The sequence below is a fragment of the Pseudomonas sp. EB271-G4-1 genome (assembly GCF_058791355.1).
Genome location: NZ_JBYTEO010000020.1, coordinates 21,977 through 48,020, shown reverse-complemented (window position 1 = coordinate 48,020; position 26,044 = coordinate 21,977). Strand labels below are relative to the sequence as shown.

At 60.8% G+C, this 26,044-nt stretch carries 29 protein-coding genes and 1 pseudogene; 17 read left to right on the top strand and 13 right to left on the bottom strand.

All coding sequences use genetic code 11. The features are described 5' to 3' along the window. Window positions 1–79 precede the first annotated feature (79 nt). Window positions 80–400: a DUF2388 domain-containing protein gene (locus AC3WWR_RS12165; RefSeq protein WP_033044188.1), complete on the bottom strand. Its 321-nt coding sequence runs from the start codon at window positions 398–400 to the stop codon at window positions 80–82. 89 nt (window positions 401–489) lie between these two features. Continuing rightward, entirely contained in the window at window positions 490–1,500 is a 1,011-nt protein-coding gene (locus tag AC3WWR_RS12160) for a GlxA family transcriptional regulator (protein ID WP_168758497.1), read from the bottom strand. A gap of 227 nt (window positions 1,501–1,727) precedes the next feature. Between AC3WWR_RS12160 and AC3WWR_RS12155 the strand changes: the two genes are divergently transcribed. The 3 genes from AC3WWR_RS12155 (at window position 1,728) to AC3WWR_RS12145 (ending at window position 5,409) form a co-directional block, all read left to right on the top strand. Next, on the top strand, window positions 1,728–2,666 hold the full coding sequence (locus AC3WWR_RS12155) for a cyclase family protein (RefSeq protein WP_020796748.1): 939 nt from the start codon (window positions 1,728–1,730) through the stop codon (window positions 2,664–2,666). 159 nt (window positions 2,667–2,825) lie between these two features. Next, a complete protein-coding gene (locus tag AC3WWR_RS12150) occupies window positions 2,826–4,409 on the top strand; it encodes an aldehyde dehydrogenase (NADP(+)) (RefSeq protein WP_492598723.1) in 1,584 nt (527 codons plus the stop codon). Between the two features lie 70 nt (window positions 4,410–4,479). Continuing rightward, window positions 4,480–5,409 (top strand): LysR family transcriptional regulator, encoded by a 930-nt coding sequence (locus AC3WWR_RS12145; protein WP_020796746.1) that lies wholly within the window; start codon window positions 4,480–4,482, stop codon window positions 5,407–5,409. Here AC3WWR_RS12145 and AC3WWR_RS12140 read toward each other — a convergent pair. The 3 genes from AC3WWR_RS12140 to AC3WWR_RS12130 all read right to left on the bottom strand — a co-directional run bounded on the left by AC3WWR_RS12140 (window position 5,402) and on the right by AC3WWR_RS12130 (window position 8,033). After that, window positions 5,402–6,385 (bottom strand): cyclase family protein, encoded by a 984-nt coding sequence (locus tag AC3WWR_RS12140; RefSeq protein ID WP_020796745.1) that lies wholly within the window; start codon window positions 6,383–6,385, stop codon window positions 5,402–5,404. The two genes, AC3WWR_RS12145 and AC3WWR_RS12140, sit on opposite strands and share 8 nt — an antisense overlap. A gap of 152 nt (window positions 6,386–6,537) precedes the next feature. After that, window positions 6,538–6,852, bottom strand: coding sequence for an NIPSNAP family protein (locus AC3WWR_RS12135; RefSeq protein WP_008054497.1), 315 nt, complete (start codon window positions 6,850–6,852; stop codon window positions 6,538–6,540). A 14-nt stretch (window positions 6,853–6,866) separates the two neighbouring features. Further along, entirely contained in the window at window positions 6,867–8,033 is a 1,167-nt protein-coding gene (locus AC3WWR_RS12130) for an iron-containing alcohol dehydrogenase (protein ID WP_492598722.1), read from the bottom strand. A 156-nt stretch (window positions 8,034–8,189) separates the two neighbouring features. Here AC3WWR_RS12130 and AC3WWR_RS12125 point away from each other — a divergent pair, with 156 nt between their 5' ends. The 5 genes from AC3WWR_RS12125 to AC3WWR_RS12105 all read left to right on the top strand — a co-directional run bounded on the left by AC3WWR_RS12125 (window position 8,190) and on the right by AC3WWR_RS12105 (window position 12,402). Next, window positions 8,190–8,978: an SDR family oxidoreductase gene (locus AC3WWR_RS12125; RefSeq protein ID WP_020796742.1), complete on the top strand. Its 789-nt coding sequence runs from the start codon at window positions 8,190–8,192 to the stop codon at window positions 8,976–8,978. A gap of 197 nt (window positions 8,979–9,175) precedes the next feature. Further along, window positions 9,176–10,489, top strand: a complete 1,314-nt coding sequence (locus AC3WWR_RS12120) for an MFS transporter (protein WP_492598721.1) — start codon at window positions 9,176–9,178, stop codon at window positions 10,487–10,489. Beyond that, a complete protein-coding gene (locus tag AC3WWR_RS12115) occupies window positions 10,489–11,595 on the top strand; it encodes an NAD(P)/FAD-dependent oxidoreductase (RefSeq protein WP_492598720.1) in 1,107 nt (368 codons plus the stop codon). Before AC3WWR_RS12120 ends, AC3WWR_RS12115 begins: the two co-directional genes overlap by 1 nt. Window positions 11,596–11,603: 8 nt before the next feature. Further along, a complete protein-coding gene (locus tag AC3WWR_RS12110; protein ID WP_492598719.1) occupies window positions 11,604–11,729 on the top strand; it encodes a hypothetical protein in 126 nt (41 codons plus the stop codon). 79 nt (window positions 11,730–11,808) lie between these two features. Then, window positions 11,809–12,402, top strand: coding sequence for a DinB family protein (locus AC3WWR_RS12105; RefSeq protein ID WP_033044551.1), 594 nt, complete (start codon window positions 11,809–11,811; stop codon window positions 12,400–12,402). On the opposite strand, the pseudogene AC3WWR_RS12100 reads toward AC3WWR_RS12105, so the two are convergent. Together AC3WWR_RS12100 and AC3WWR_RS12095 are read right to left on the bottom strand one after the other, a co-directional pair. Next, window positions 12,323–13,243: pseudogene (locus AC3WWR_RS12100) on the bottom strand (LysR substrate-binding domain-containing protein). The gene AC3WWR_RS12105 and the pseudogene AC3WWR_RS12100 overlap by 80 nt on opposite strands. A 179-nt stretch (window positions 13,244–13,422) precedes the next feature. Continuing rightward, complete coding sequence (locus tag AC3WWR_RS12095; RefSeq protein ID WP_020796737.1) at window positions 13,423–14,325, bottom strand: LysR substrate-binding domain-containing protein; 903 nt, start codon at window positions 14,323–14,325, stop codon at window positions 13,423–13,425. 115 nt (window positions 14,326–14,440) lie between these two features. Between AC3WWR_RS12095 and AC3WWR_RS12090 the strand changes: the two genes are divergently transcribed. The 3 genes from AC3WWR_RS12090 to AC3WWR_RS12080 are packed head-to-tail and all read left to right on the top strand — an operon-like array spanning window position 14,441 to window position 16,696. Next, window positions 14,441–15,457 carry an aldo/keto reductase gene (locus AC3WWR_RS12090; protein ID WP_020796736.1) on the top strand — a complete coding sequence of 339 codons (1,017 nt, stop codon included), beginning with the start codon at window positions 14,441–14,443 and terminating at the stop codon, window positions 15,455–15,457. A 2-nt stretch (window positions 15,458–15,459) separates the two neighbouring features. Then, window positions 15,460–16,257: an SDR family NAD(P)-dependent oxidoreductase gene (locus AC3WWR_RS12085; protein WP_033044549.1), complete on the top strand. Its 798-nt coding sequence runs from the start codon at window positions 15,460–15,462 to the stop codon at window positions 16,255–16,257. Window positions 16,258–16,285: 28 nt separating this feature from the next. Next, on the top strand, window positions 16,286–16,696 hold the full coding sequence (locus AC3WWR_RS12080) for an SRPBCC family protein (RefSeq protein ID WP_033044548.1): 411 nt from the start codon (window positions 16,286–16,288) through the stop codon (window positions 16,694–16,696). A 116-nt stretch (window positions 16,697–16,812) separates the two neighbouring features. Here AC3WWR_RS12080 and AC3WWR_RS12075 read toward each other — a convergent pair whose 3' ends face one another. Together AC3WWR_RS12075 and AC3WWR_RS12070 are read right to left on the bottom strand one after the other, a co-directional pair. Then, complete coding sequence (locus AC3WWR_RS12075; protein WP_020796733.1) at window positions 16,813–18,207, bottom strand: sensor histidine kinase; 1,395 nt, start codon at window positions 18,205–18,207, stop codon at window positions 16,813–16,815. Next, window positions 18,185–18,868, bottom strand: coding sequence for a response regulator transcription factor (locus AC3WWR_RS12070; RefSeq protein WP_020796732.1), 684 nt, complete (start codon window positions 18,866–18,868; stop codon window positions 18,185–18,187). The genes AC3WWR_RS12075 and AC3WWR_RS12070 overlap by 23 nt, the downstream gene beginning before the upstream one ends. Before the next feature lie 278 nt (window positions 18,869–19,146). Here AC3WWR_RS12070 and AC3WWR_RS12065 point away from each other — a divergent pair, with 278 nt between their 5' ends. Next, window positions 19,147–20,076, top strand: coding sequence for a hypothetical protein (locus tag AC3WWR_RS12065; protein ID WP_042955307.1), 930 nt, complete (start codon window positions 19,147–19,149; stop codon window positions 20,074–20,076). A gap of 224 nt (window positions 20,077–20,300) precedes the next feature. On the opposite strand, the gene AC3WWR_RS12060 is transcribed toward AC3WWR_RS12065, so the two are convergent. Next, a complete protein-coding gene (locus AC3WWR_RS12060; protein ID WP_020796730.1) occupies window positions 20,301–20,912 on the bottom strand; it encodes a glutathione S-transferase in 612 nt (203 codons plus the stop codon). Window positions 20,913–21,276: 364 nt separating this feature from the next. Between AC3WWR_RS12060 and AC3WWR_RS12055 the strand changes: the two genes are divergently transcribed. The 3 genes from AC3WWR_RS12055 to AC3WWR_RS12045 all read left to right on the top strand — a co-directional run bounded on the left by AC3WWR_RS12055 (window position 21,277) and on the right by AC3WWR_RS12045 (window position 23,897). Continuing rightward, window positions 21,277–21,681 (top strand): TraR/DksA family transcriptional regulator, encoded by a 405-nt coding sequence (locus tag AC3WWR_RS12055; protein WP_007935965.1) that lies wholly within the window; start codon window positions 21,277–21,279, stop codon window positions 21,679–21,681. A gap of 168 nt (window positions 21,682–21,849) precedes the next feature. Continuing rightward, window positions 21,850–23,514, top strand: coding sequence for a methyl-accepting chemotaxis protein (locus AC3WWR_RS12050; RefSeq protein WP_371106604.1), 1,665 nt, complete (start codon window positions 21,850–21,852; stop codon window positions 23,512–23,514). 173 nt (window positions 23,515–23,687) lie between these two features. After that, a complete protein-coding gene (locus AC3WWR_RS12045; RefSeq protein ID WP_432668313.1) occupies window positions 23,688–23,897 on the top strand; it encodes a hypothetical protein in 210 nt (69 codons plus the stop codon). A gap of 2 nt (window positions 23,898–23,899) precedes the next feature. On the opposite strand, the gene AC3WWR_RS12040 is transcribed toward AC3WWR_RS12045, so the two are convergent. The 3 genes from AC3WWR_RS12040 to AC3WWR_RS12030 all read right to left on the bottom strand — a co-directional run bounded on the left by AC3WWR_RS12040 (window position 23,900) and on the right by AC3WWR_RS12030 (window position 24,908). Next, the gene (locus AC3WWR_RS12040; protein WP_020796726.1) at window positions 23,900–24,139 is read right to left on the bottom strand and encodes a DUF2789 domain-containing protein; all 240 of its coding nucleotides are present in this window, start codon (window positions 24,137–24,139) and stop codon (window positions 23,900–23,902) included. Between the two features lie 140 nt (window positions 24,140–24,279). Further along, a complete protein-coding gene (locus AC3WWR_RS12035; protein WP_008064250.1) occupies window positions 24,280–24,510 on the bottom strand; it encodes a hypothetical protein in 231 nt (76 codons plus the stop codon). Between the two features lie 149 nt (window positions 24,511–24,659). Continuing rightward, the gene (locus tag AC3WWR_RS12030; RefSeq protein WP_080725390.1) at window positions 24,660–24,908 is read right to left on the bottom strand and encodes a hypothetical protein; all 249 of its coding nucleotides are present in this window, start codon (window positions 24,906–24,908) and stop codon (window positions 24,660–24,662) included. Window positions 24,909–25,317: 409 nt separating this feature from the next. Here AC3WWR_RS12030 and AC3WWR_RS12025 point away from each other — a divergent pair, with 409 nt between their 5' ends. Further along, window positions 25,318–25,788: a hypothetical protein gene (locus AC3WWR_RS12025; protein WP_020796723.1), complete on the top strand. Its 471-nt coding sequence runs from the start codon at window positions 25,318–25,320 to the stop codon at window positions 25,786–25,788. Beyond that, window positions 25,788–25,991, top strand: coding sequence for a hypothetical protein (locus AC3WWR_RS12020; protein WP_020796722.1), 204 nt, complete (start codon window positions 25,788–25,790; stop codon window positions 25,989–25,991). The genes AC3WWR_RS12025 and AC3WWR_RS12020 overlap by 1 nt, the downstream gene beginning before the upstream one ends. Window positions 25,992–26,044 lie beyond the last annotated feature (53 nt).

Below are 26,044 nucleotides of genomic sequence, written 5' to 3'. Positions count from 1 at the left end.
GTGCTCTTTTGGTCCCCATCGCGGGCAAGTCCGCGATGGGGCCATCAACAACACCGCGCTACATAGATCATTACTGACATTACTGGCCAGCCGGAACGCCTTCCTGGACAAGAATTGCGCGAGCCAGGTCTTCGTCGCTGGCGCTGTTGAGGTCAGGATGCTGTTGGCGAATCCGCTGCAGTACCTGCTCCAGATAAACGCCACGAATCGCGCCGCCACTGGCCACGAAGCTGGAGGCGTCATCCCGGGCGGGAATCATCAGTTTGTCATCCTTGAACGTCGAATACAGCGAGGCGGAAACCCCGGCCGACGTGGCGACATCCTTTGCATCCACATCGGCCATCGCGGAGCCGACAGGTAAGCACAGCAAAAGGGAAGAAATGATAATCAGACGGCGCATGACGGTGTCCTCTGAAGACGTGAAGCAAAAAGGAAGTCTCTCACCCTTTAGGATGCATGGCGGTCGTCAGGAGTTCCCCTGGCAGGTTTTCAGCGCGAAAACCGGTTGCGATAATCCCGCGGCGAAACCCCGAGGTTGCGTTGGAAGGTCAGGCGCATGCGCTCTTCATCCCCGAAGCCGCACAACCGGGAAATCTGATCGATGTTGCGCTCCGAATCCTCCAGCAAGCGTCGCGCAGCTTCCACGCGCAGCACTTCCACGGCCTTGGCCGGCGTGCGGCCGGTCTTGAGTTTGTAGACCCGGGCAAAGTTGCGCGGGCTCATTTGAACCTGTTGGGCGAGTGTCTCGACGGTGAGGTTGGCGCCAGACAGGTTCTGCGTGATCCACAAATGCAAGTCGTCGAAGGCCGCACCTTCGCTGGTTTGCGATTGCAGCAACTGGCTGTACTGGGCCTGGCCACCGGGGCGCTTGAGGAACACCACCATTTCCCGCGCCGTCAGCAGTGCCAGTTCTCTTCCGCAATCTTCTTCGACCAACGCCAGTGCCAGGTCGATTCCGGCGCTGACCCCGGCAGAAGTCCAGACTGAACCTTGCTGGACGAAGATCGCATCATTGTCGACTTCGATGGATGGATGGCGCTCCTTGAGCAGGCCGCACATCGCCCAATGGGTGGCGGCGCGCCGACCTTCGAGCAATCCGGCCTCGGCCAGCAGGAACGTACCGCTGCACACCGACGCGGTGCGCCTGGCTTTGGTGGACGCCTGTTTGAGCCAGTCGACCAGGCCCAGGGTGTTGTTCATCGCCAGGATAATCGCCGGGGCACCGGGAACGATCAGCGTGTCGATCGTCTGGTCATCGAAGGTGCTCAAGGGCACGGTGTCGACGGCCAGGCCCTCTGCGGTGTGGATCAGGCCGCCGTTCAGGCTGGCGGTCTGCAGGGTGTAGCCGGGCAGATTGCTGCTGTTGAGGTAGCGCGAGGCCGCCCAGAACACGGTTTGTGCGCCGGTCAGGTCGAGCAGGCCCATTTCGGGGTAGGCGAGGAAGACAATCAGGCGCGGTTGGTCGGACGGTGAATCGGGAGAGCTGGCGATATCGTTCATAGGCTTCTGGTTTGACGCGTTGGAATAATGATAATTCGCAAACGGTATAAGCGTTATCGCAGCTGGTCGGCTGTCCGGATTTCAGGGTTTTATGTCACTCGCCCGGCAAAACTGCAAGTACGGCCACTCGTGACAATCCAGAACAATTGTATTGTCCATGGCTGTCTGTTTCCGCACAAAAGGGCTGCGTACCTTGGGTTCACTGAAACCAGATGCGGACCTCCTTCATGTTCAATCGATTGGCCCTGCCTTTTGCCCTGCTGCTCACCTTCAACGCCGCAAACGCCGCCGATGGCGAAAAATGGTACCCCTCAAAATACGGCACCGATGACGAAATCGGTGCGTTGAACCTGCTCGATGCCAACTCGGTACTCAACGCCGCCAAGCTGATCAAGACCGGCAAGACCTACCCGTTGGCCGTGCCCATCGATAAAAACCTGCCGGCGTTCCGGCATCGCAGTTTTCACCTGACCAACGTCCAGCCGGGGGAAGCGGGCGGTACCACCATGGGCCCCAACAAATTCACCTTCAACGATGAACTGGTGGTGGGCTGGACCGGGGTCGGCACCCAACTCAACGGCATCGGCCACATTGGCATCGACAACGTCTACTACAACGGCAACCGCGCGGCGGACTTCGTGACCGTGGAAGGGGTGCAAAAACTCGGCATCGAAAAAGTCCCGCCCATCGTCACCCGTGGCGTGGTGCTGGACATGACCGCCGTGTATGGCAGCGCCATCGTACCGGAGAAAACCGAGTTCACTGTCGCCGATATCCAGAAAGCCCTGGATCTGCAAGGCGTCAGCATCGAGAAGGGCGATGTGGTGCTGTTCAATACCGGTTGGCTGGAGCTGCTGGGCAAGGACAACGAGAAATTCCTCGCTGTGGAGCCGGGCATCGGCATGGCGGCGGCCAAATGGCTGGCGGGCAAGCAGATCGTCGCGTTCGGCGGTGATACCTGGGCCTCGGAAATCTACCCTGGCACCGACGGCCAGGAGTTCCCGGTCAACCAGTTCATGCTGGCGAAAAACGGCATCTACAACCTTGAGCTGATCGACAGCCGCGCGCTGGTGCGGGACAAGGCCTGGACCTTCATGTTCGTGCTCGGACAGCCGCTGTACAGGGGCTCGACCCAGGTCAACATCAACCCGGTGGCGATTCGCTGAAAGGCAGCACCAAGCCGGGGGATGACAAACGCTCATCCCCCGGCCCGTTGTTGTCATTTGTTTGCCCCTGACCCCGGCCCATAGAGTGAAGCGTGCGTTTTTGGCGCATCCCTTTCATTCGAGTCATCGCCTGCCGAGCGCAGGCGAGGGAGATTTTTGATGTCCGATATTTTGGGCCAGCAGTTCATCGATGGGCAGCGCAGTGCCCTGGGCCGCGAGACCCTGCACAGCGTCGATGCCAGCACCGGCCATGCGCTGCCGTATGTTTTCCATCAGGCCACCGAGCAGGAAGTCGAGCTGGCGGTATCGGCGGCAACGCGCGCGTTTGCGCCGTTTCGCCAGCTGTCGCCTTTGCGCCGGGCCGAATTTCTCGACGCCATCGCCGAGGAAATCGATGACATGGGGGATGATTTCACCGCTCTGGTCTGCCAGGAAACCGCGTTGCCCGAGGGGCGGATTCGCGGTGAACGCAGTCGCACCAGCGGCCAACTGCGCCTGTTTGCCCAGGTACTGCGCCGTGGTGATTTTCTCGCTGCGCGGATCGACCAGGCGCTGCCTGAACGCACGCCGTTGCCACGGCCGGATATTCGTCAGTACCGCATCGGCGTCGGTCCGGTGGCGGTGTTCGGTGCAAGCAACTTTCCCCTGGCGTTTTCCACCGCCGGCGGCGACACCGCCTCGGCCCTGGCCGCCGGTTGCCCGGTGGTGTTCAAGGCCCACAGCGGGCACATGGCGACGGCCGAGCGGGTGGCGGGTGCCATCGTTCGCGCGGCGCAACGCACGGCCATGCCGTCGGGGGTGTTCAACATGATCTACGGCGCCGGCGTGGGCCAGGCGCTGGTCATGGCCGATGGCATCAAGGCCGTGGGCTTCACCGGCTCGCTCAAGGGCGGTCGGGCCCTGGCCGATCTGGCCGCTGCGCGGGCGCAACCGATCCCGGTGTTCGCCGAGATGTCTAGCATCAACCCGGTGATCGTACTGCCTGAAGCCTTGGGCCAACGAGGCCAGAAAATTGCCGAGGAGCTGACGGCCTCGGTCAACCTTGGCTGTGGCCAGTTCTGCACCAGCCCCGGCTTGATCATCGGTCTGCGCTCGCCGCAGTTCAGCGAGTTCCTGCAAGCCTTCGCACAGAACATGGGCAGCCAACCGCCCCAGACCATGCTCAACACAAGCGCGCTCAACAGTTATCGCGCAGGACTTGCGCACATCGCTGCGCACGACCTTGTCGATCACCTGGCCGGTCAGCCGCAAGAACATTCCAAGGCGCAGCCGCAGTTGTTCAAGGCCGATGTGCAGCTGTTGCTCGACGGCGATGCGCTGTTGCAGGAAGAGATATTCGGCCCGGCCACGGTGGTGGTCGAGGTAGCTGACCAGCCGCAGTTGCGCGCGGTGCTCGACCGTTTGCACGGACAGCTGACCGCCACGCTGATTGCAGAACCTGCGGATCTGGATCGCTTCAGTGGTCTGCTGCCGTTGCTGGAGGACAAGGTCGGGCGCTTGCTGCTCAACGGTTATCCCACCGGCGTCGAAGTCAGCGATGCGATGGTCCACGGCGGGCCTTATCCGGCGACGTCGGATGCGCGTGGCACCTCGGTCGGCAGCCTGGCCATCGATCGCTTCCTGCGCCCTGTTTGCTACCAGAACTATCCTGATGAGTACCTGCCGCCCGCGCTGCAAAACGCTAACCCGCTGGGTCTCGATCGACTGGTCGATGGCCAGTGGAGCCGGTTGACCCTGAACTGACCCGCCGCCCACGTCGGCGCGGCTGGCGTGGGCCTTGATGGATTGCACATTGAATCGAGCACACACCGATATGGTTCCTTCCCTTGGCAGCATCGCTTCACGCTTGCGCCTCAAGCAACTGCGCTTGTTGATCGCACTGGATGACCGCGGCTCCCTGCACAAGGCCGCCGAGCAGATTTCGATTTCCCAGTCCGGCGCCACCAAGGCCCTGCATGAGGTCGAGTCACTGCTCGGCATGCCCTTGTTCGAGCGCCAGCCCAAGGGCCTGGTGGCCAATGAAATGGGGCGTTGCATGATTCGTTATGCACGGCTGATCTACAGCGATGTGGAGCATCTGCGCGAGGAAATGCTCAGCATCATGCAGGGGCAGGGCGGGCGGTTGTCGGTGGGGGTGATCATGGGGGCGGTGCCGCTGCTGACCCGGGCCCTGACCGAGCTGCGGCTCAAGCAACCGGAGCTGTCGGTGGAGCTGGTGGAAAACACCAGCGCGACCTTGCTTGGGCTGCTGGATCAGGGGCGACTGGACCTGGCGATCTGTCGGACCAGCGTCGGCCAGCGCTCTGACGCCTATGACTGCATTGAACTGAGCGAAGAGCCCTTGGCCGTGGTCGCCAGCAAGGATCATCCGCTGGCCCGTACCGAGTCGTTGCAGCTGGCGCAATTGAGCGATTACCGCTGGGTGGTCTATCCCAAGGACATGCCGATGCGCCAGGCCCTGGAGCGCGAACTGAACGAGGCGGGGCTGGAAATTCCGCGGTATCCGCTGGAAACCTCGTCGACCTTCGCCACCATTTTGCTGGTGCAACAGGACCCGACGTTGCTGGCGGTAATCCCGGTGGAAGTGGCGCAGTTCTGCGAGCAACACGAGTTGCTGGTGAAGCTGCCGGTGTCGATGCGTGCGCTGATCGAGCCTTATGGCGTGATCAGCCGGGCGGGCGCCGATTTGTCTCCGGCGGCGACCCTGCTGATCAACGAATTGCAGCGAGATCTGCTTACTTGATGACGATCGGGTTCACCGGCGCCCCCGTGCCGCCCACGATCTTCAGCGGCGCGGCGGTGTAGAGGAACTGCCACTGACCGTCTTCGGCGCAATCGCTGGCCAGCTCATCGAGCATCGCGACTTCGGTGAAGGTCACGCCAAGGTTGCGCATCAAGGCGTTGTGCAGCGGGATCAACACCCCTGTGGCCGGGTCGACCGCCACTTCGTTGGCCATGGTATCGGTCACCAGGTTGGGGATTTCCATCTGGTGAAACCACTCCACCAGCTCCCGGCTGAAGGTCAGGCCCGGCTCGGCGAAATCCTTGTAGAACTCATCCGGTTCGCGCTCATAGAATGAACCGATCCAGCCGGTGCGGATGATCAGGATGTCGCGTTTTTGGATTTCGATACCCTGGGCCTTCGCAGCGGCCAGCAGGTCGAGGTGATTGAAGGTTTCGCCCTTGTCCAGCACCGCTTTGCCGCGATGGCGGGCCATGTCGATCAGCACCGCGCGCCCGACAATCCCGCGCTCGGCAATCGGCAGGATGCTGGCCTTGTCCATGCCACCGATGGTGCTCATGGCGTCGTAGCCGTTCCACAGTTTGTTGTCGTGCCAGACGTGGCCGAGGGCGTCGTATTGGGTCGAGCCTTGCAGGTGCATGAAGATCACGTCGTCGGCGTATTCGACATGGCCGTCGAAGTGGGTCTTGCCGGCCAGGAAGTGGCCTTTGTCCAATACGTTGACCCGCATTGACGGGCGTCGGCCAGGCCACAGCGGCTCACCCTTGGGATGGCCGATCTGCACTTGCAGGGTGAAAGTCTTGCCCTGGCGCACGGCGCCGATACCGCGCAGGATCTCGGCGCTTTGCAGGTAGTTCAGGGCGCCGACCTCATCGTCCGGCCCCCATTTGCCCCAGTTGGTGGGCAGGCCTTCGAGCAAGGCCTTGATGTCGGGAGAACGGTCGGCGGCGGTGTTGTTGGTGTTGTGGTCGCACATGGGATCTGTCCTTGTTCGAGCGGCTTGCGCAGTCCCCTGTGGGAGCGGGCTTGCCCGCGATGAGGGAGTGTCAGTCGAAATTTTTGCTGACTGACACACCGCTATCGCGGGCAAGCCCGCTCCCACAGGTTTAGTGTTGTTTGTCAGAAAGATTATTTGATCGGCGAAAACTGCGCCGGCATCAGCAGTTTCGACTCCATCTTTTCCAGCATGGGGAATGCGATCGGCACGAAGCCTTCGAGCCAGTCGGGGTCCTGGTACAGCGCGGCGCGTTTCTTGATGCGTTCGTCCAGGCTCTCGTAGGCCCAGATGTGAATCACCTGGTTAAGCTCGCCGATTTCGGTGTACCACCAGCCCACCAGCGTGGCATAGCGGGAGATCACCGGCAGGCCGTTTTCCTCGAAGTGCTTGAGGTAGGTTTGCATCTTGCCGATCTGCAGGGTGTAGGTGCGCATCTCGTAGAACATAGGGGTTCTCTCTCTCAGGAATGAAGGCCGTGGAAGGCGTTGCCGATGATCCGCTCGATGTCGGAAGCCTGGGTCAGGCGCGGGTTGACCAGCACGTTGCCGCTGCGCATCGAGTCGCTGACCATTTGCGGCATGTAGTCCAGGTCCACCCCCAGGTCCTTGATGTTGTCGGGAATGCCGATGGCCTTGTTCAGCGCCATCACGTGCTCCACCACTTTGTGACCGGCATGGGCGGGGCTCAGGCCGCTGACGTCTTCGCCCATGGCGATGGCGATCTCGCGGAACAGCTCAGGGCAGGCCGGCAGGTTGTATTCGATGACGTAGGGCAACAGCGTCGCGTTGGCGATGCCGTGGGGGATGTTGAACACGCCGCCGAAGGTGTGGGAGATCGCATGCACGTTGCCCAGTTTCGATTGGGCGAAGGCGACGCCGGCGAGGAACGAACCGAGCAACATCTGCTCCCGGGCGTGCAAATCGGAGCCGCTGAAAAAGGCTTTCGGCAGGTGGGAGCAGATCATCTTGATCGCTTGCAGGGCCAGGGCCTGGCTGACCGGATTGGCCTGCTTCGAGACGTAGGATTCGATGGCGTGGGTCAGTGCGTCCATGCCGGTGGCCGCGGTGATCGACGGCGGCAGCTTGAGGGTCAGTTCGGCGTCGAGAATCGCCAGTGTTGGAAACAGTGCCGGGCTGATGATCACGGTCTTGAACAGGGTTTTGGTGTTGGTGAACACCGTGGACGCCGTGCACTCGCTGCCGGTGCCCGAGGTGGTGGGAATGGCAAAGATCGGCAGGGGCGGGTGCAGCAGTTTGTCGTAGCCCTCGTAGTCGAGAATGTTACCGGGGTTGGTGGCCATGGCCGCGACACCCTTGGCGGTGTCGATGCTGCTGCCGCCACCTACGCCGATCACCGCGTCGCATTCGTGGTTTTTCAGGAAGGCTACGGCGCGCTCCAGCACATCCGTGGTGGGGTTGGGTTCGACGCCGGCAAACACTTCGTAGCCAATGTCACGCTCGGCCAGCGAGGCGAAAAAACTCTCCATCACTCCCGATGCCATCAAGCCTTCGTCGGTGATCACCAGCAGTTTTTTTCCAACATGGGGCTTGAGCAATGCGCCGGCCTGACGCGCCAGGCCGTTGCCGCTTTTCAAGGTTGTGGGGAAATAGAACTGGAACGGGTTCATGTGTGTCTCCGGTTTCTTATTGGGTCCCGAAACAGTAATGAGCACCGCCGCCTGTCGATAATGAAAAGACCTGATTCAGCGATCACCCTTTGTCATCCCCCGAGTGGCGGGTGCACGGTGGTAACGTGAGCCTTTCCAACCGTCAGGAGCATCGTCATGGATTTGGGTATTTCGGGGCGCTGGGCCATCGTCTGCGCCGCCAGCAAGGGCTTGGGCCTGGCCTGTGCGCGGGCCTTGGCGAAGGAGGGCGTGAACCTGGTGATCAATGCCCGTGGTAACGACACCTTGCAGGCGGCGGCCACTGAGCTGCGCACTCTGGCGCCGAACATCGAAGTGCGCACAGTGGCCGGGGACATCAGCACACCTGAGGTGCGCGCACAGGTGCTGGCGGCGTGTCCGCAGGTGGATATCCTGGTCAACAACGCCGGCGGGCCGCCACCGGGGGATTTTCGCGACTGGCAGCGCGAAGACTGGCTCAAGGCGCTGGATGCCAACATGCTCACGCCCATCGAGCTGATCAAGGCCTGTGTCGATGGCATGGCCGAGCGCGGTTTCGGACGCATCGTCAACATCACCTCAGGCGCCGTGAAAGCGCCGATCGATGTGTTGGGGTTGTCCAACGGCGCCCGCAGTGGCTTGACCGGTTTCATCGCCGGGCTGGCGCGCCAGGCCCGCTTGGCCGGCAACAACGTCACCGTCAACAACCTGCTGCCGGGGCCGTTCGAGACCGAACGGCTGCACAAGACCCTCAATGCCGCCGCCGAAGCCAAGGGCGCCAGCGTCGAAAGCATCGCCGAGCAACGGCGTAAAAACGTCCCGGCCCAACGCTTCGGCCAGCCCGATGAGTTCGGTGCTTATTGCGCATTCATTTGCAGTGCCCAGTCCGGTTTTCTCACTGGGCAGAACCTGTTGCTCGATGGTGGCAGTTACCCGGGAACGTTCTGACTAGTCTTCCGGTTTGGTGTTGACTCATCCGGCCCCTTCGACTTGCCCGCGAAGAGGCCATTGATCCAACACAAATCCTTCAGGCATTTCCAGGGGATGACATCCGGTGATCCCCCAATCAGATCCCATCATTATTCAGCACTCGGGGGCGTGATTAGAGTGGGGCCGCTTGTTCCACAACAATAAGAGCGCCCCACATGAACAATCCGAGTGCCGAAAGCCTGGCGTTGCCAGCAGCAAACGCAACGATGCGTGCCACCAACGTGCGCTGGCGAATTTTCCTCATCATGTTGTTGCTGACCGCGATCAACTACATCGACCGCGCCTCGCTGTCGGTGGCGTTGCCGCTGATATCCAGCGAGTTCCAGATCCCGCCGGCCCTCGAGGGCCTGATGCTCAGCGCGTTTTTCTGGTCCTACGCCTTGATGCAGATCCCCGGCGGCATGCTGCTGGATCGATTCCATACCCGCCGCGTCATCGTCGTTGCGACGGTGGCCTGGGGCGCCTTCCAGGCCCTGGCCGCCGGGGCGCATAACTGGATCACCCTGTTGCTCACCCGCATGGGCCTGGGCATTGCCGAGTCGCCGATCATGCCCGCCGGCGCCAAGCTCAACGGCGCGTGGCTGACGCCCAACGAACGCGGACGTGGCGCGGTACTGGTCGACGGCGGTGCGCCGCTGGGCAGTGCCTTCGGCGCGATCATCATTGCCGGGCTGATCGGCTGGTTCGACTCCTGGCGCATCGCGTTCGTGATCGCCGGGGTCGGCACCATGCTCGCCGGCGTGCTGGCCTGGAAGTACATTCGCAACCACCCCAGCGAACACCCCGGCGTCAATGCCGCGGAACTGGCGCACATCACCGAGGGCAACGCCACGGTCAACAAGCCCGGCGCGGTCACCAGCATCCCGTTCAAGGAACTGCTCAAGGACCGTTCGGTGCTGGCGATGTTCGCCGGTTACTGCTGCATCCTCAGCGTGTTCTACGGCCTGCTGACCTGGATGCCGAGCTACCTGCACCAGACCCACGGCCTGAACATTTCCGGCATGGGTGGCGCGACTTTCCTGATCTTCATGTGCGGCTTCGTCGGCGAACTGGTCGGCGGCTACCTGGGAGATAAGTGGAAATCCAGCGGCGCCTCGCCCAACCTGGTAATGCGCAGCATGTTCAGCGGTTCGGCACTGGTGGCGGCGCTGTGCATGCTGGGAACGGCGTACGCCTCCGAGGCCAGCCAGGCGATCGGCCTGCTGTGCGTGGCGATGTTTTTCATTCGCTGGTGCGGCATGTACTGGTGCATTCCGTCGATCCTCGGCGGCACGTCGAAAACCGGTGTGCTGGCCGGCACCATGAACTTCTGCGGCAATATGGCGGGGGTGATCGTGCCGATCCTGATCGGTTTGATCGTGCAGTTCACCGGCTCGTATTTCCTGGTGCTGATCTTCTTCGTGGTCATGGCCATGCTGCTGGCGATATTCTCCAGCCTGATCGATTACCGGGAGCGAGGGCTGGCTTGATGAGCGTTGATGTCGACTGCGTTGTGGTCGGGGCTGGTGTGGTCGGGCTGGCGGTGGCCAGGGCCCTGGCCATGGGCGGACGCGAAGTGATCCTGGTCGAGGCCGGCGAAGGGATTGGCGTGGGTATCAGTTCACGCAATTCCGAGGTGATCCACGCCGGTATCTATTACCCCAGTGGCAGTCTCAAGGCGCGGTTGTGCGTGGAGGGCAAGCAACGCCTTTACGCCTTCTGCGACGACCACGGCGTCAATTATCGTCGGCTGGGCAAGCTGATCGTCGCCATCGATGATGCGCAGCGTGTGACCTTGCAGGGTTTGCTCGAGCAGGGCCGGCGCAATGGCGTCGATGACCTGCAATGGCTGGAGGCCGGTCAGGCGCGGGCGCTGGAGCCTGAATTGTCCTGTGTTGCCGCGCTGTGGTCGCCATCCACCGGCATTGTCGACTCCCATGGCCTGATGCTGGCGTTGCAGGCCGATGCCGAGGCCTTGGGCGCATCGCTGGCCTTTCACACGCCGCTGTTGTCGGCGCGCTGCAGTGAACAGGGTTTCGAGTTGCACATGGGTGGCGCCGAGCCCATGACCTTGAGCTGCCGCGAGCTGATCAACTGTGCGGGATTGTCCGCGCCGGAAGTGGCAAGCCGAATCGCTGGCCTGCCAACGCAATACGTTCCCCAGGCGCGATTGTGCAAGGGCAGCTATTTCAGTTTCAGTGGCCGCGCGCCGTTCCGCCATCTGGTGTACCCGGCACCGGAAAGCGCCGGGCTGGGTGTGCACATGACCCTAGACCTCGCTGGTCAGGCGCGTTTCGGGCCGGATGTGGAATGGGTCGACAGGGTCGATTACCGCGTGGATCCAGCCCGGGCCGACGACTTTTACGCGGCGATCCGCCGTTACTGGCCGGGCTTGCCGAATGACAGCCTGCAACCGGCCTATAGCGGCATTCGCCCGAAAATCAGCGGCACGAACGAGCCGGCCGCCGACTTTCGCATCAGTGGCCCCGCCGAGCATGGCATTCCCGGGCTGGTCAATCTGTTCGGCATCGAATCACCAGGCCTGACCAGTTGCCTGGCGTTGGCCGCGCACGTGATGAACACCCTGCACCTGTAGGAGCGAGCATGTCGAATCGTCGCACCGTCGCGATGGTCGTCAACGATGACGCTGGCTGGCTGACACCCAACGCAGTATTCGAGTCCATCGCGAGCATGCTCGCTCCTACAGGTAAAGGTAAAGGTGCAGGGTGACCGATAATCAGTGCCCGCACCGCAACGCGCAGATAGCGCTATCCTTGGAAAATGTGCTCTTCGCCATCGGAGACATCTGATGATCAACGTACGCACTGCCCGCATGCTTGCCGATTACAAACAATGGGCCAACCAGCGCCTCTTCGATAACCTGGCGCTATTGCCACCCGGCGAAGTCGAAAAAGAACGCGCCGGGGTCTTCAAGAACATGATTGGCACACTCAATCACATCTATGTGGTGGACCGTATCTGGCAGGCTCACCTCGAAGGCCGAGGGCACGGCTTCAAGACCTCCCATGAACTGGTACATCCTGAACTGGCGGTGCTGCGCCTGGCGCAACAGGACGTGGATCGCTGGTACTGCAACTGGAGCGCAAGGCAGACCGATGCCTCGCTGGACAAACCCTTGAGGTTCACTTTCGTTTCCGGCGAAAGCGGCACCATGACTGCCGGCGCGATGCTGATGCACGTGGTCAACCACGCCAGCTACCACCGTGGCTGGGTGATCCAGATGTACTTCGAGATCCCGGCCATGCCGCCGATGACGGACATGCCGATCTACCTGCGCGAGACCGACCCGCACTTCAACGCGCTCAATGCCCCGGCAGTGGCGCCGACATGTGCTCCACTATTCGCGAGCGCAACCAACGTTCTGCCGGATCGTTATCGTTGACGCCGTTTCAGACCATGGACAGTTCGGACAGGTTGATCTCGAACGGTGGGTCGTCGGCACGCAACAGGCTGCTGCCCTCGATCAGCGCGCAGGCGGCGTAATCGGGCACCGAGGCCAGCATGTCGGTACCCGCCAGCAGGGCGCGCAGGCCCGAGAACTGCGGCACTGCCAGCACCACGCGGCGGGAGCGGCCGATGCGCGCCAGGTCATTGTCGATGGCGCCGCTCAAGTCCCCGGAAAACGACACCAGCGCGTGGGGACGCTCGCAGAATTCATCCAGGGTCAGGGGGCCGGGCTTGTCATCGCCACGCAGCACCTTGACGCTCAGGTCCCGTAGCTTTTTGCGTTTGGCGTTGGCCGGCAGCTCCGTGGTGTAGCTGATGCCGACGGAAATCTCACCGCTGGCAAGCATCGACGACATCAACAGGTAATTGACCCGGCGCACCACCACCACGACATTCTGCGCTTCTTCGCGAATCTGCTTGAGCAGCGGCGGAAACAGGCCGAACTCGGCATCGTCGGACAGGCCGATGCGAAACACATCGCGGCTGATGGACGGGTCGAAATCCTTGGCCCGGCTCACCGCCCCGGAAATGGTGTCCATGGCCGGTTGCAGCTCCTTGAGAATCACCAGCGCCCGCGGCGTCGGCTCCAGCACCCGGCCGTTACGCACCAGCAGCGGGTCGTCGAACAGATCGCGCAACCGCGCAAGTGCCGCACTGACGGCAGGCTGGCCGAGGAACAGCTTCTCGCCGGCCCGAGTGAGGTTCTTCTCGAACATCAGCGTTTCGAAAATCACCAACAGGTTCATGTCCACGCGTCGTAGGTCGTTGCGGTTCATGGTGCAGGCTCGCTGGGGTTGGGAACCTTTTCAGTAAAGCACCAAACCTTGTAGGAACGAGTTTGCTAGCGAAGACGGCAGGCCAGGCGACTTGAAGGGTGTATTTCGCGGTTTATAGTTTTGAGGCCGCTTTGCGCCCTGACGGGGATAAATCCCCTCGCCACACAGAGATTTCGGCCCTATGCGGGCAACGGCTCCGACTCCGTCAGCACCTTCCTGAACGTCTCCACCAACGGCCGCAGATTGATCCGGTGCCACGCCGCCCACAATGGTCTGGTGAGGGCAATCCACGGCACTTCCCGCAGTACCACGCCCGGGGGGGCGTTGCGGCTCAAGCCTTTCTGAATCATGGCGATGCCCAGTCCTGACGCTACCAGCGCCATCGCAGTGAAAGGGCCGGTGGCTTCCATACGGATATCCGGGGTGAAGCCTGCGCGGATGCAGGCGCTGACGAAGTTTTCGCGACTGCTGACATTCTGGTGGTGTTGCACGCCAATCCACTCCTGATCGGCGAGATCTTGCGGGGTCAGCACGGTCTTTCGGGCCAGCGGATGGTGCTCGGGCAGTGCCAGCAGCATAGGGTCGTCCAGCACCTGGAAACCCAGCAGGTCAGGGTCGTCATCGGTCGGCGGCTCACTGACCAGGGCGATATCCAGACTACGCTGACGCAGGCCTTCGAGTTGTTCGGCGGAGCTCTGGTTGTACAGCGCGATGTGCACGTTCGGGCGGCTTACACGCAGCACGCGCAAGGCATTGGGCAAGACGCCGGCGTGCATGGCGTTTTCGATGTAGCCGATGCACAGGCCGCCTTCTTCGCCACGCCCCAGGCGTTTACCGAGGGATTCCAGGCGGTTGGCGTGGGTCAGCAGGGCGCGGGTTTCGGCGAGGAAGGTCTGGCCGTCGCGGGTCAGGCGGATGCGTTGCTGGCTGCGCTCGAACAGGGTCAGGCCCAGGCGTTCTTCGAGCTGGGCGATCTGCCGGCTCAGGGGCGACTGGGAAATGTGCAGGCGTTCGGCGGCGCGACCGACGTGTTCTTCCTCGGCGACGGCGACGAAGTAGCGCAATTGACGGATGTCGATCATGTAAGACCTCCAAGGACTCAAGTGCTGCATATTATGTCTTGGACGGTCCGATGGTCGCAATCTAGGATCTGCTCAACGGTCACCACCTGACCACTGAACTGATGAGGATCTGAATATGAGCTTGAAAGACAAACTGCCCGGCGCACTGGGTTTCGGCACTGCACCGCTCGGCAACATGTTCCGCGCCATTCCCGAGGAAGAAGCGCAAGCCACCGTCCACGCCGCCTGGGATGCCGGTGTGCGTTATTTCGATACCGCGCCGTTCTACGGTTCGGGCCTGTCGGAAATTCGCCTCGGCCAGGCGCTGTCGCGCTACAACCGCGATGACTATGTACTGAGCAGCAAGGTCGGCCGGGTGATTCTCGACGAGGTCGAAGACGCCGCCGCTCGCGATTTGGGCGAGAAGAGCGGGGTGTTCGAGCATGGTCGCCCGAACAAGATCGTCAACGACTACAGCGCCGATGCGACCCTGCGTTCGATCGAAGACAGCCTCAAGCGTTTGCAAACCGATCGCCTGGACATCGTCTGGGTGCACGACATCGCCCAGGACTTCTACGGCGATCAATGGCTGGAGTACTTCAACCAGGCCCGTACCGGTGCGTTCAAAGTCCTGACCCGCCTGCGTGAAGAGGGCGTGATCAAGGGCTGGGGCCTGGGGGTGAACAAGGTCGAGCCGTGCGAATTGACCCTGGATCTGAGCGAAGCGCAACCGGACGGTTTTTTGCTGGCGGGCCGCTACACTCTGCTCGACCATGATCGTGCCTTGCAGCGTCTGATGGACGCAGCACTGGCGCAGAACGTCGAGATCGTGGTCGGCGGTCCGTATAGCTCGGGGATCCTGGCCGGTGGCGCGCACTTCGAATACCAGAAGGCCAGCCCGCAGATCATCAATAAAGTCGAGCAGATCAAGCGCATCGCCGCTGCCCACGGTGTCAGCATCAAAGCGGCTGCTTTGCAGTTCTCCCTGGCCAACCCGGCGGTGGCGGCGGCGATTCCAGGTGCCAGCCGTCCTGAGCGCATTGCCGAAGATATCTCGGCGTTGGCGGAGGTGGTTCCAGCCGCTTTCTGGCAGGACCTGCGTGACGCCAGGCTGGTCTCCGAGCGTGCCCCATTACCCATCATTGGAGCTTGAGCATGAAAATCGATCTGAGTGGAAAACTGGCGATTGTCAGCGGCAGCACGGCCGGCATAGGCTTGGGGATCAGCAAGGCGCTGGCCGAATGCGGCGCCACGGTGGTGGTGATCGGCCGCGATACGGCCAAAGTCGAGCAGGCGCTGGCGAGCATTCGTCAGCAAGTGCCCGGTGCTCAACTGCGCGGGCTGACCGCCGACCTGGGTACGGCTGAAGGCGCGGAAAAACTGTTTGCCGCCGAGCCCCGTGCTGACGTGCTGGTCAACAACCTGGGGATCTACAACGACGTGGACTTCTTCGAGACCCCGGACAGCGAGTGGACACGTTTCTATGAAGTCAACGTGATCTCCGGTGTGCGCCTGGCCCGGCATTACGTGCCGGATATGGTCAAGCAGGGCTGGGGCCGCGTGATCTTCCTGTCTTCGGAATCCGGCGTGGCGATCCCCGCCGAAATGATCAACTACGGCGTAACCAAAAGTGCCAACCTGGCCGTGTCCCATGGCCTGGCCAAACGTCTGGCGGGCACGGGGGTGACAGTCAACTCGATCCTGCCGGGTCCGACCCTCACTGACGGCGTGGAGGAAATGCTCAAGGACGCCATTGCCGCCTCCGGACGTAGCGTTCGGGAAGAAGCCGACGCGTTCGTGCGCAAGGCGCGGCCGAGCTCGATCATCCAGCGCGTAGCGGATGTCGAGGAGGTCGCAAACCTGGTGGCCTACATTGCTTCGCCGCTATCCTCGGCCACCACTGGCGCCGCCCTGCGGGTCGACGGCGGTGTCGTCGACAGCCTGGCGATCTGAACCTTTTTGAATCTGGAGAGTATTTTTCATGGCAACAACCTCAGCATCCATCGACATCCCGGCCTCGGCCGATCAGGTCTGGCAATTGATTGGCGGTTTCAATTCGCTGCCGGACTGGCTGCCGTTCATTCCCAAGAGTGAGCTCAGCGAAGGCGGGCGGGTACGCAGCCTGCAAACGGCGGACGGCGCGGTGGTGGTTGAGCGCCTGCAAACGTTCGACAACGATGGCAAGACCTACAGTTACTCGATCTTGCAGGCGCCGTTTCCGGCCACTGATTATCTGGCGACGATCCGCGTTGAAGCGCAGGGGCAGGGCGCCCGGGTGACCTGGTCCGGTCGGTTTGAGCCGGTGGGTGTGAGCCATGAGGAAGTCGTGGCGTTATTCACCGGGATTTACCAGGGTGGTCTTGAGGCCCTGCGGGCGAACTACCCAGCCTGATCACTGATCGTTCCCACGCTCTGCGTGGGAATGCAGCCCGGGACGCTCCGCGTCCCTTTCGCAAGCTGGAACGCTGAGCGTCCCTTGAGGCATTCCTTTGCGGCGCGTGGGAACGATCATGCGGGGGTAATCAGACTCTCCCGACAATCGAGCACCAACCGCGCTCCACCCAACTCACTTGTCCCCACCTCCAGCGCAAATCCGTGCAAGCTGACAATCGCCGCGACGATCGACAGCCCCAAGCCGAAACCACTTTTCTGATTCCCCGCCTCGGCGCGGTAGAAGCGCTGGAACACCGCCTCGCGTTCAGCCTCCGCAATGCCGGGGCCGGAGTCGAGTACTTCGATGCGGGTATGCCCGTTCTCATTGACCCCACGCAAAATCACCTGGCCACCGGGCGGGGTGAATTTGATCGAGTTACTCAACAGATTGGCCACCGCTTCGAACAGCAGGGCGCGATCGCCATTGAGCGAAGGCAGCGATGTGGGCAGTTGCAGTTCAAACGTCAGGCCATCGTCCTCGGCCAATGGCAGATAAAACTCATGCAGTTCCTGTAGCAAGGACACCGCGTCCAATTGCACGAAACCGGACCGGCGCTGGCGATCCTCCAGTTCGGAAATCCGCAGCAGCCCGCGAAAACGCGCCATCAGGGTGTCGGCCTCGGCCAACACCGCGTCCAATTGCGTCGCTTGTGGCGAACCTTCGCCGGCCTGTTGTTGCATGCGGTAGAGCTGCGCGCGCAGGCGGGTCAGCGGGGTGCGCAAGTCATGGGCGATGTTGTCGCACACGCCCTTGACCTCGTTCATCAAGCGCTCGATGCGTTCGAGCATGGCGTTGACGATGGCGGCCAGCATGTCCAGTTCATCGCGGCGATTGGACAGCGGCAGACGCCGGGTAAGGTCCCCGGCGACGATGGCTTCGGCGCTGCCCTGGATCGCGCGAATCCGCCGTAGCGGTCGGCGGCGCAACAGGTGCCAACCAACGATGCCCGGCAAGATGGTCAGGGTCACGCCCCAGAACAAGGCATGGAGGATGATCCGGGTCACGGCAAACAACGAACCGTTGTCCCGCACCAGGATCAGCCAGCGACCATCTTTCGTCTGGGTTGCCACCGCGTCGCAGCTGTCGACGGGCAGGGTCGGGTCGTCGGACTCGGCGCAGTCGTTGAGCATGTGAATCTTGCCGTCCAGCGGCAGGCCTTTGGGAATGTGGCGCAAGGCGCCGCTGAGGTAACGATGTTCGGCATCGAACAGGCCGTAGGCGTCGATGCCGCGGATGTCGAAGGTCATGCTGACGGCAAGGGCGTCCGTCAGTTGATCGCCCTGGAAGTGCGAGAACAGATGCTGGCGTTGCATCAGCGAATGCTTGGCCAGGTTGTCGAGGTAAGCGGACACCTCGTAATACATGACCCCCATGAGTATCCCGCTCCAGACCACGAACAACGCACTGTAGAGCGCCAGCAGGCGACTGGTGGAAGAACGCCAGCCTTTAGACGGGTTCGGCAATGACATAACCCGAGCCTCGCACCGTTCGAATCAATGGAACATTGCCAGGTGGGTCGATTTTCTTGCGCAGGCGACCAATATGCACGTCGATCAAATTGGTGCCGGGGTCGAAGTGATAACCCCAGACCTCTTCGAAAATCATCATCCGCGAGAGGATCTGCCCTGTGTTGCGCATCAGGAATTCCAGCAGTTTGTACTCGGTGGGCAGCAGGGTGAGCAACTGGCCGTCGCGGCTGGCTTCGTGGCTGATCAGGTTCAGCTCCAGGTCTGCCACCCGCAGCGTGGTGGCCTGGGCCGTCACGGTGTTCTGCCGGCGCAGCAGGACTTCGACCCGGGCAGCCATTTCATCGGTGGCGAAGGGTTTGGTCAGGTAATCGTCACCCCCGGCACGCAAGCCGCGTACGCGCTCGTCGACGTCGGAAAGGGCGCTGATCATCAGGATAGGCGTGGCCACGCCCATGGTGCGCAATGTGGTGACAATCGCCAGGCCGTCGAGTTCGGGCAGCATGCGGTCGAGGGTGATCAGGTCATAGTTGCCGCTGACCGCACGCTCAAGTCCCTCTCGACCGTTGTCGACCCAATCGACGTCGAGCCCGTGGCTGCTCAGTTCGGCGACAATTTCCCGTGCGGTCACGGCGTCGTCTTCGATGGTCAAGATGCGGGTCATAAGGCTGGCCTGATTAGGTATTCACAACGTAGTGCAGCATTTTGCCAAGAAATGATCGAAGGCTTACTAAATAAAAGTTCATGGACACATCCATCGTCGTTTAATGCATAAAACCCGCTGCGACCAGCCGTTCATTGCAAATTGCATGGAACTGGGAAGTTCAAAGTTTCTAAATCTCTGAAACAAAAGGATTTATTGAAAATCCGCGACTGGCACGGTGACTGCAATTGCTCCTTCGAGACTTGTAACACCATCTTTCTGCCTGGAGCGATACAACAATGAATAGATCCTCTGAGGGTTTCTATCCCGCCACGGATGAATCGAGCACAGTGTCGGGCGTGTCCTGGGGGGCGATTTTCGCCGGGGCCGCGGCGGCGGCGGCGTTGTCGCTGATCCTGGTACTGCTCGGATTCGGCCTGGGGTTTTCGGCAGTTTCGCCGTGGGCCAATGAAGGCATGAGCGCCAAGGGCTTGGGCATATCGACGATTGTCTGGCTGGCTGTCACGCAAATCGTCGCTTCCGGCGCCGGTGGCTATATCGCCGGCCGGCTGCGGGTGAAGTGGGCTTACATGCATGGCGATGAAGTTTATTTCCGCGATACCGCCCACGGTTTTCTCGCCTGGTGCGTGGCGACGCTGGTGACGGCCACGTTGGTCGCCGGTTCGGTCAGCAGCATCGTCAGTGGTGGCGTGCAGGCCGGGGCGCAGGTCGCCGGTGGCGCCGCCACTGCCATGACAGCAGCGGCGGGCACCGCGGCAGCCAACACTGACAGCGATCAGTACGGCTACTACATCGACAGCCTGTTTCGTAATGACCAGCCGGCCGCCCTCAGCGACGACGCCGCCCGAGGCACAGTGACGCGCATTTTCGTGCGCTCACTGAAAGACGGTCAGCTGGCCGCTGAAGACCGTACTTACCTGGCACAACTGGTGGCGCAACGGACCAACCTGCCCCAAGCGGACGCCGAGCGTCGTGTCGACGAAGTCTATGCCCGCACGCAGAAAGCCGTGGCGGACGCCAAGCTGGCTGCGCAACAAGCTGCTGATACCGCCGCCAAAGTCGCTGCCATGACCACCTTGTGGATGTTTGTTGCGCTCTTGGCCGGTGCGTTCTTCGCCAGCCTTGCAGCAACATTTGGAGGTCGTCGTCGGGATGCCGTGGTGTATGTAGAAACCGACACTTATGTGAACACCACACCTGTTCGCTAACTCAGGAGAATCATCATGCGTTCATTACTGCTGTTCTTTCTCGGCATACCGATCCCGATCATCATTCTGATCGCGTTGTTTACATGAACTGATAGTTCCTGGCCTCGTGCCTGTGCCGCTTCTGCCTTTTTGGCAGAAGCGGCGTTTTTGCTGGTGGATGTAAAGGTGTGGAACGCACCTGTAGGAGCCGGCTTGCTGGCGATGCGATGGTGGCCGTAACGCCGTCAGTCAATCGGCGTGTCGATAAACACCTCAAGCCCCTCGGCATAGCGGGTGAACGCAGCGATTTTTGGGAACCGCTCAACCGGAACCTGATCCGGCACCACATACTGGGTAAAGCTCCACGCAACAGCGAGGGTAATACCAGCCTGGTCAATCGAGCCGTCATTTTTCAGCGGCTGCTTTTCCAGCTCTCGTTCCAGCGCCGAATAGGCGGCTGCCAATTGCCCCTCGACCCGTTCAACCCAAGGCTCGTATTGAATCTCTGCCGGGCGTAGGTTGCGTTCATAATAAAGCTGCACCGACTTTTCGCTGGCAGCCAATGCCAGGCCAATCAGGCGCAGTGACCGCAGGCGATGTTCGATACCCGCAGGCATCAAGCTGCGATCCGGGCCGGCCAATGCCTCCAGATAATCGATGATCAGCGTCGAATCCATCAACACTTCACCGTCATCCAGTATCAGGGTCGGCGCCTTGACCACCGGGTTGATTTGCCGAAATTGCTCGAAGGTCCTGAACACCGACACCGATTCGTGCTCCAGGGCGATGCCCAGGCGCTTGGCAGAAATGGCGACGCGTCGCACGTAAGGTGAATCCAGCATGCCGATCAGCTTCATTTAACCGCTCCTTGAGATAGCCATTACGCGAGCGACAACCTTAGCTGAGCCCGGTCGACCTGCAAACCGGGGCATGCAGCTCAGCGGTTTGTCTTTTATATAAGCTTCGCAGGATTGAATTTCTTGCTATAAACGCACTCCGATATCCGCCTGGATGCCTGTCTTAGAGCATTTTCGAGGCTTTGTCGGACAAATTCGCTGTCTTTTCAGTTGCTGAGGCCTCAAGTCGGCCTTAGACTGCCGCCCCTCGTAAATTGAGTGCCGGGTGGCGCTTGGTATAAACGGCGCCTTTGCGATGACCTTCGATGGTCCGCCGCAACGCTCCCTAATTCGCCTTAATGCACGTTTTTTTATAGAGATATCAATGACAAAGGACAAGTTGCTGGCCATGCCGGCGGATGACTACATGAATGCCGAGCAACATGCTTTTTTCTCTGAGCTGTTGCAAAACATGAAAGTCGAAACCCATGAGCGCATCGAACAGAACCGCATCGCCATCGAAAGCCTGGACACCCCAGCCGACCCGGCGGACGCCGCTTCCGTTGAAGAAGAGCGCACTTGGCTGGTGAACGCGATCGATCGTGATCAGCGCATGCTGCCTCAGTTGGAACAAGCCCTGGAACGCATCAAGGAAGACAGCTTCGGCTGGTGCGATGACAGCGGCGAGCCTATTGGCCTCAAGCGCCTGCTGATCAGCCCGACCACCAAGTACTGCATCGAAGCTCAAGAACGTCACGAGCAAATCGACAAGCACCAGCGTCAGGCCTGATTCTGTTGGGCAGCCCACTTAACCTGGGCTGCCTGGAAAAGATCGCAGCCGTCGGCAGCCCCCTGTAGGAGCTGTCGCAGGCTGCGATCTTTGCTTTTCGACGCCTGCACAATCCCCCCGAACTTCTATTGATCCACTGCAACGTCCCCGACTAAAGGCTCATGGATAATGGCCTTGTGCTGGCGTTTAATGCGAAGACAACAACTAGAAATTGGCGGGGTGAAAAAGATGACGAGAGACGGATCTCGGGTGGCGGCCGTGCCTGCACCCACGCTTTTGCCGAAAAACCGCTGGTTGACGCCGACACTGCAAAGCATCGCCCTGATGCTGCTGTTGTGTGGCATTACCCTGGGCGGCTGGCCGCTCTACCTTGGCCTGACTCTGGCCGTGTTGATCATCTGGCTGCCGCGCCTGCGCTCACGCGCAATGCCTGAAGTCGCGCCGGTCGATACGTCCGGCACACTCTCGGCGTTAACCCGCGAACTGTCCTACACCACCAGTCATAACGCTTTGTCCGCCGCCGGCGTGGCCTTCTCGGTCAAGCAGCTGGCCGACAAGTTGCAGTCGCAACTGGGGGCGGCAGCACAAATCGTTGGCAATGCCGAAGTCATGATCGCTACCGAGCAGGCCACCTCGGCCCTCAGTCACCAGGCCCTGAGTGCCGCGAGTGAAGCGCATCAAAGCGGCGTGGCAGGGCGTACCGAGTTGATCGAGTCCATTGCCCGCATGCACCAACTCAGCCAGCGGGCCAATAACAGCCGTGAGCTGATCGAAGCCCTGAGCCTGCGCAGCGATGACATTCAGCGGGTCACATTGGTGATCCAGTCCATTGCCAGCCAGACAAACTTGCTGGCCTTGAACGCGGCCATCGAAGCGGCGCGGGCCGGAGAGCACGGTCGTGGCTTTGCGGTGGTGGCCGATGAGGTGCGCGGGCTTGCCGCGCGCACGGCCACGGCCACCGGAGAAGTCGGCGACATGGTGGCCGATATCCAGCAGCGCACTGCACAAGTGGTCGAGCAGATCCGCCAGTTGTCCAGCGACCTCGACACCGGCGTAGGCCAGGTCGAACAGACGGGCCAGCACCTGGACAACATTGCTCGCCTGGCTGCCGGTGTCGAAAGCCAGGTCGGGGCAATCGCTCGCGGTGCCGAAACCAACCGCGAACAACTCGATAGCCTGTTTCACGCCATCGAGCAGATGCGCAGCGACCTTGCGATCAGTGACCAGCAGACCCAGCGCCTGGCCTTGGCAGCGGTGCAGATGGAAGGCCAGGCCGAGACCATCAGCGAGCGCCTCGCCGAAGTCGGCCTGGATGACTATCACCAGCGTATCTATGACCTCGCCCGGGAAGGCGCGAGCCAGATTGCCGCGCGCTTCGAGGCAGATATCGATGCGGGGCACATCAGCCTCGAAGACCTGTTCGACCGCCATTACCAGGCGATTCCCGATACCCACCCGGCCAAATACCGAACGCGCTTTGATCGTTACACCGATCAGGTCCTGCCGGCTATCCAGGAGCCACTGCTGCCACGCCACGAAGGCCTGGTATTCGCCATTGCCTGCACCCAGCAGGGCTACGTGCCGACGCATAACCAGGCGTTCAGCCAGCCACTGACCGGCGATATACAGCACGATACCCTGCATAACCGCAGCAAACGCAAATTCGCCGACCGAACGGGGATCCGCTGTGGCAGTCATCAGCAGGCCGTGCTGTTGCAAACCTACACCCGCGATACCGGAGAGCTCATGCACGACCTGTCAGTGCCGATCATGCTCAAGGGCCGTCATTGGGGTGGTTTGCGCTTGGGCTACAAGCCGGAAAACCCTCGATAATGTTCAAGCAATCTTCAGGCAAGAAACAAACCTGTGGAGAGGGGGCCCGATGATGGCGGGCGATTGTTACAATTTTGGTAACTAAGCTGTACAAAGTCGATATTGTTTTCGCGCCTGCGCTGTCGTTACCATAACTGTATTAGTTAGGTTGCTAACGGAATTGGAGGCGCAGCATGCACGGTAAAGTTGATGTCGCGGTCATGATCGGTAGCGGAGTACCCGCCAGTTTGCGGGCGATGGGGAAAAGCATCTGCTGGGTGGTGCTGCTCAATGGCGAACGCCGTGGCACGGCCTATTCCAGTCGCAATGAAGCCGAAGAGTGCAAGGCCGCCTGGCTGGCGCAATTGCGCGCCGAAACGCCAGGCAACCTGCACTGTGCCTGATCTTAGTGAACCTGATGCATGCGCAGGTTCAGGTCGTCGACCACTCGCGCCCAGTCGGCGTCTTCACGCAGTTGTTCTTTGAGGAAGCCTGCCTGTTGGGAGGTCCAGAACTCGGCATCAATGAGTTTTTTGTCTTGGGGCAGGGGGGAGTGGCTGGCAATGAAATCGTCAATGGCTTTTGGGCTGGAATCCAGCCCGAGCTGGTCGAACAAGCCTTTCAGGTCGTGGGTCGGTGATTCCATCTTGATCTCCTTGCAGGTCATCGGTCGTGTCGAGTGATAGAGATGAAGAACGTCTCTGCTGCATCTGAGGGAGCCGTGCTTCATTAAGTTCGCAAACGATGTTCCAACGCAGCAGTGAGCATAGACCGCAATGGCGCGTGTCAGGTTTTCAAGGCGCCTGCATCGACGGCCGCCTTCAGTTCCTTGGCCGACTCCTGCGCGGCGAGGGCGGCGATGTCGGAGGACTTGAACCAGCGATCTTTCTCAACCTGATGATAGGTCACGGTTTTCAGCGGTGGCTTGGCGCGCATCACGATCACGGCCTGGAACTCGCCGTCGATCTCTCTGGCTTCGCCCCTGATGAAAAACTCGCCGATATCAAATTCCGTCACGTTACAGCCTTCCCATGAAATTGTTGTTTAACGCGCCCGCCACGGGAAGGCGCGCTTGATTGGTCGGGGAGTATGGCAGTAGTTGGAGGCCGGCGGCTGAGTAAAGTCGCCGGCTTGACAAAACCTTCCGGGAAAACGGGATGAAAGTTTCACCTATGTGACTCGAGCGCGCGGGCGAGGGCGCAGGCCTGGTTATGATCGCCGCGGAAACCTCTTACGTGCCCCGTGGAAGTTTCTTTGATATGAAAGAAGGCGATACCCGCCAGAACCACGTGAAATCGTGGTGGCGAGGGGCAGTGAGGAGCGGCTTCGGTCGCAAGGAACAAGGCGGGGTGCAGGGAAGGTGGGGTGTTGGAGTAAGATGCCTGGGGATGGGCAAAGTGTGTCAGTGTGCACATGTGAAGTCCTTTTCTTGGGTTTGCCGACGTAATGTACGTCGTTATGGGTAGTCTCGGTGAGCATCGCTGCTCTAGAATCAGCGTCACTGGTGGGTGGACAAGGCTTATCTAAAGCAATTTCTGGCTGGCGATATGTAAGAAAAGTGCTTTTTTATAAGAGTTTTTTCCCTAAAGTTGATAGTCCGTATTTCTCTGGCGGTTCCAAGGGCGTTTTCCTTCAGCCTTTGTCGAATGCCGGGCGAGACGACGTGAGCAGCATCCAGTAATCTGCTCAAGCTTCGAGAGGGATGAGCGCTCTGCGCATCCAGGATCTCAACCCGGGTTATCTGGCTTCACCTCGGCATTGCCGCTTTTTTGGCCGTGCGCTTTTTTCGCGTGCGGCGTCATTTTCAGATGTGGGGATGTTTCCTTGGCAGTAAGTAATCTCGATATGCATGCTTTGTTCGTGCTGGGCGATTTGCGCGCAAAGCTGGTTAAACAGTTTCAGTCACGTTTTGTTTACATTACCGAACAGAGCGCCGAAGGCATTTACATTGCCGAGATCGACACCGAGACAGCGCTCGTGGTGGACGATAAACCGGGGCTCAAACTTAAGGTCGGCGATCATTTCAGCGCGTCGGTGTTGCCCAGCCGCGAAGGCGGCAAACTGGAAATCAAGTTCCGCGACATCAAACTGACAGTCTATGGCCTGGGCGATTACGCCTTCGTGACCACGGCCGACGGCCAAGCTATCCTGTTCAAGGAAGGGCACAACGTGGTGACGGTATTCGCCGCCCACCAGCAGCTGCAGGAAGGCCTGACCAAGACCCTCAAGGCCGTGACCGGCAAGGCCGCCAAGTGGCGCAAGGGCGAACTGGTGACGTTCAAGGCCAGTGAATAGTGGTCCTGCCCCGTGCCGATTTCCACCAACAGCACCAGGCCCGTGCGCAAGCCGAGGCCCAGCGTCTGTTTGAGCAAAAGGCGGTCCTGCAGGGTGCCTGGCTGAACTGGGTGGCCTCGCAAATCTACGCGTTGCAACCTGCGGCGTACGCCAGCATGGTCAGGAGAGAGCTGGCCTGTCTGCAGCAATCCTGTGAAAAGTGATCCTCGTCCCTCGAAAGCAGGAACCTCTACTACAGTCAGTTGACTGAGTATTC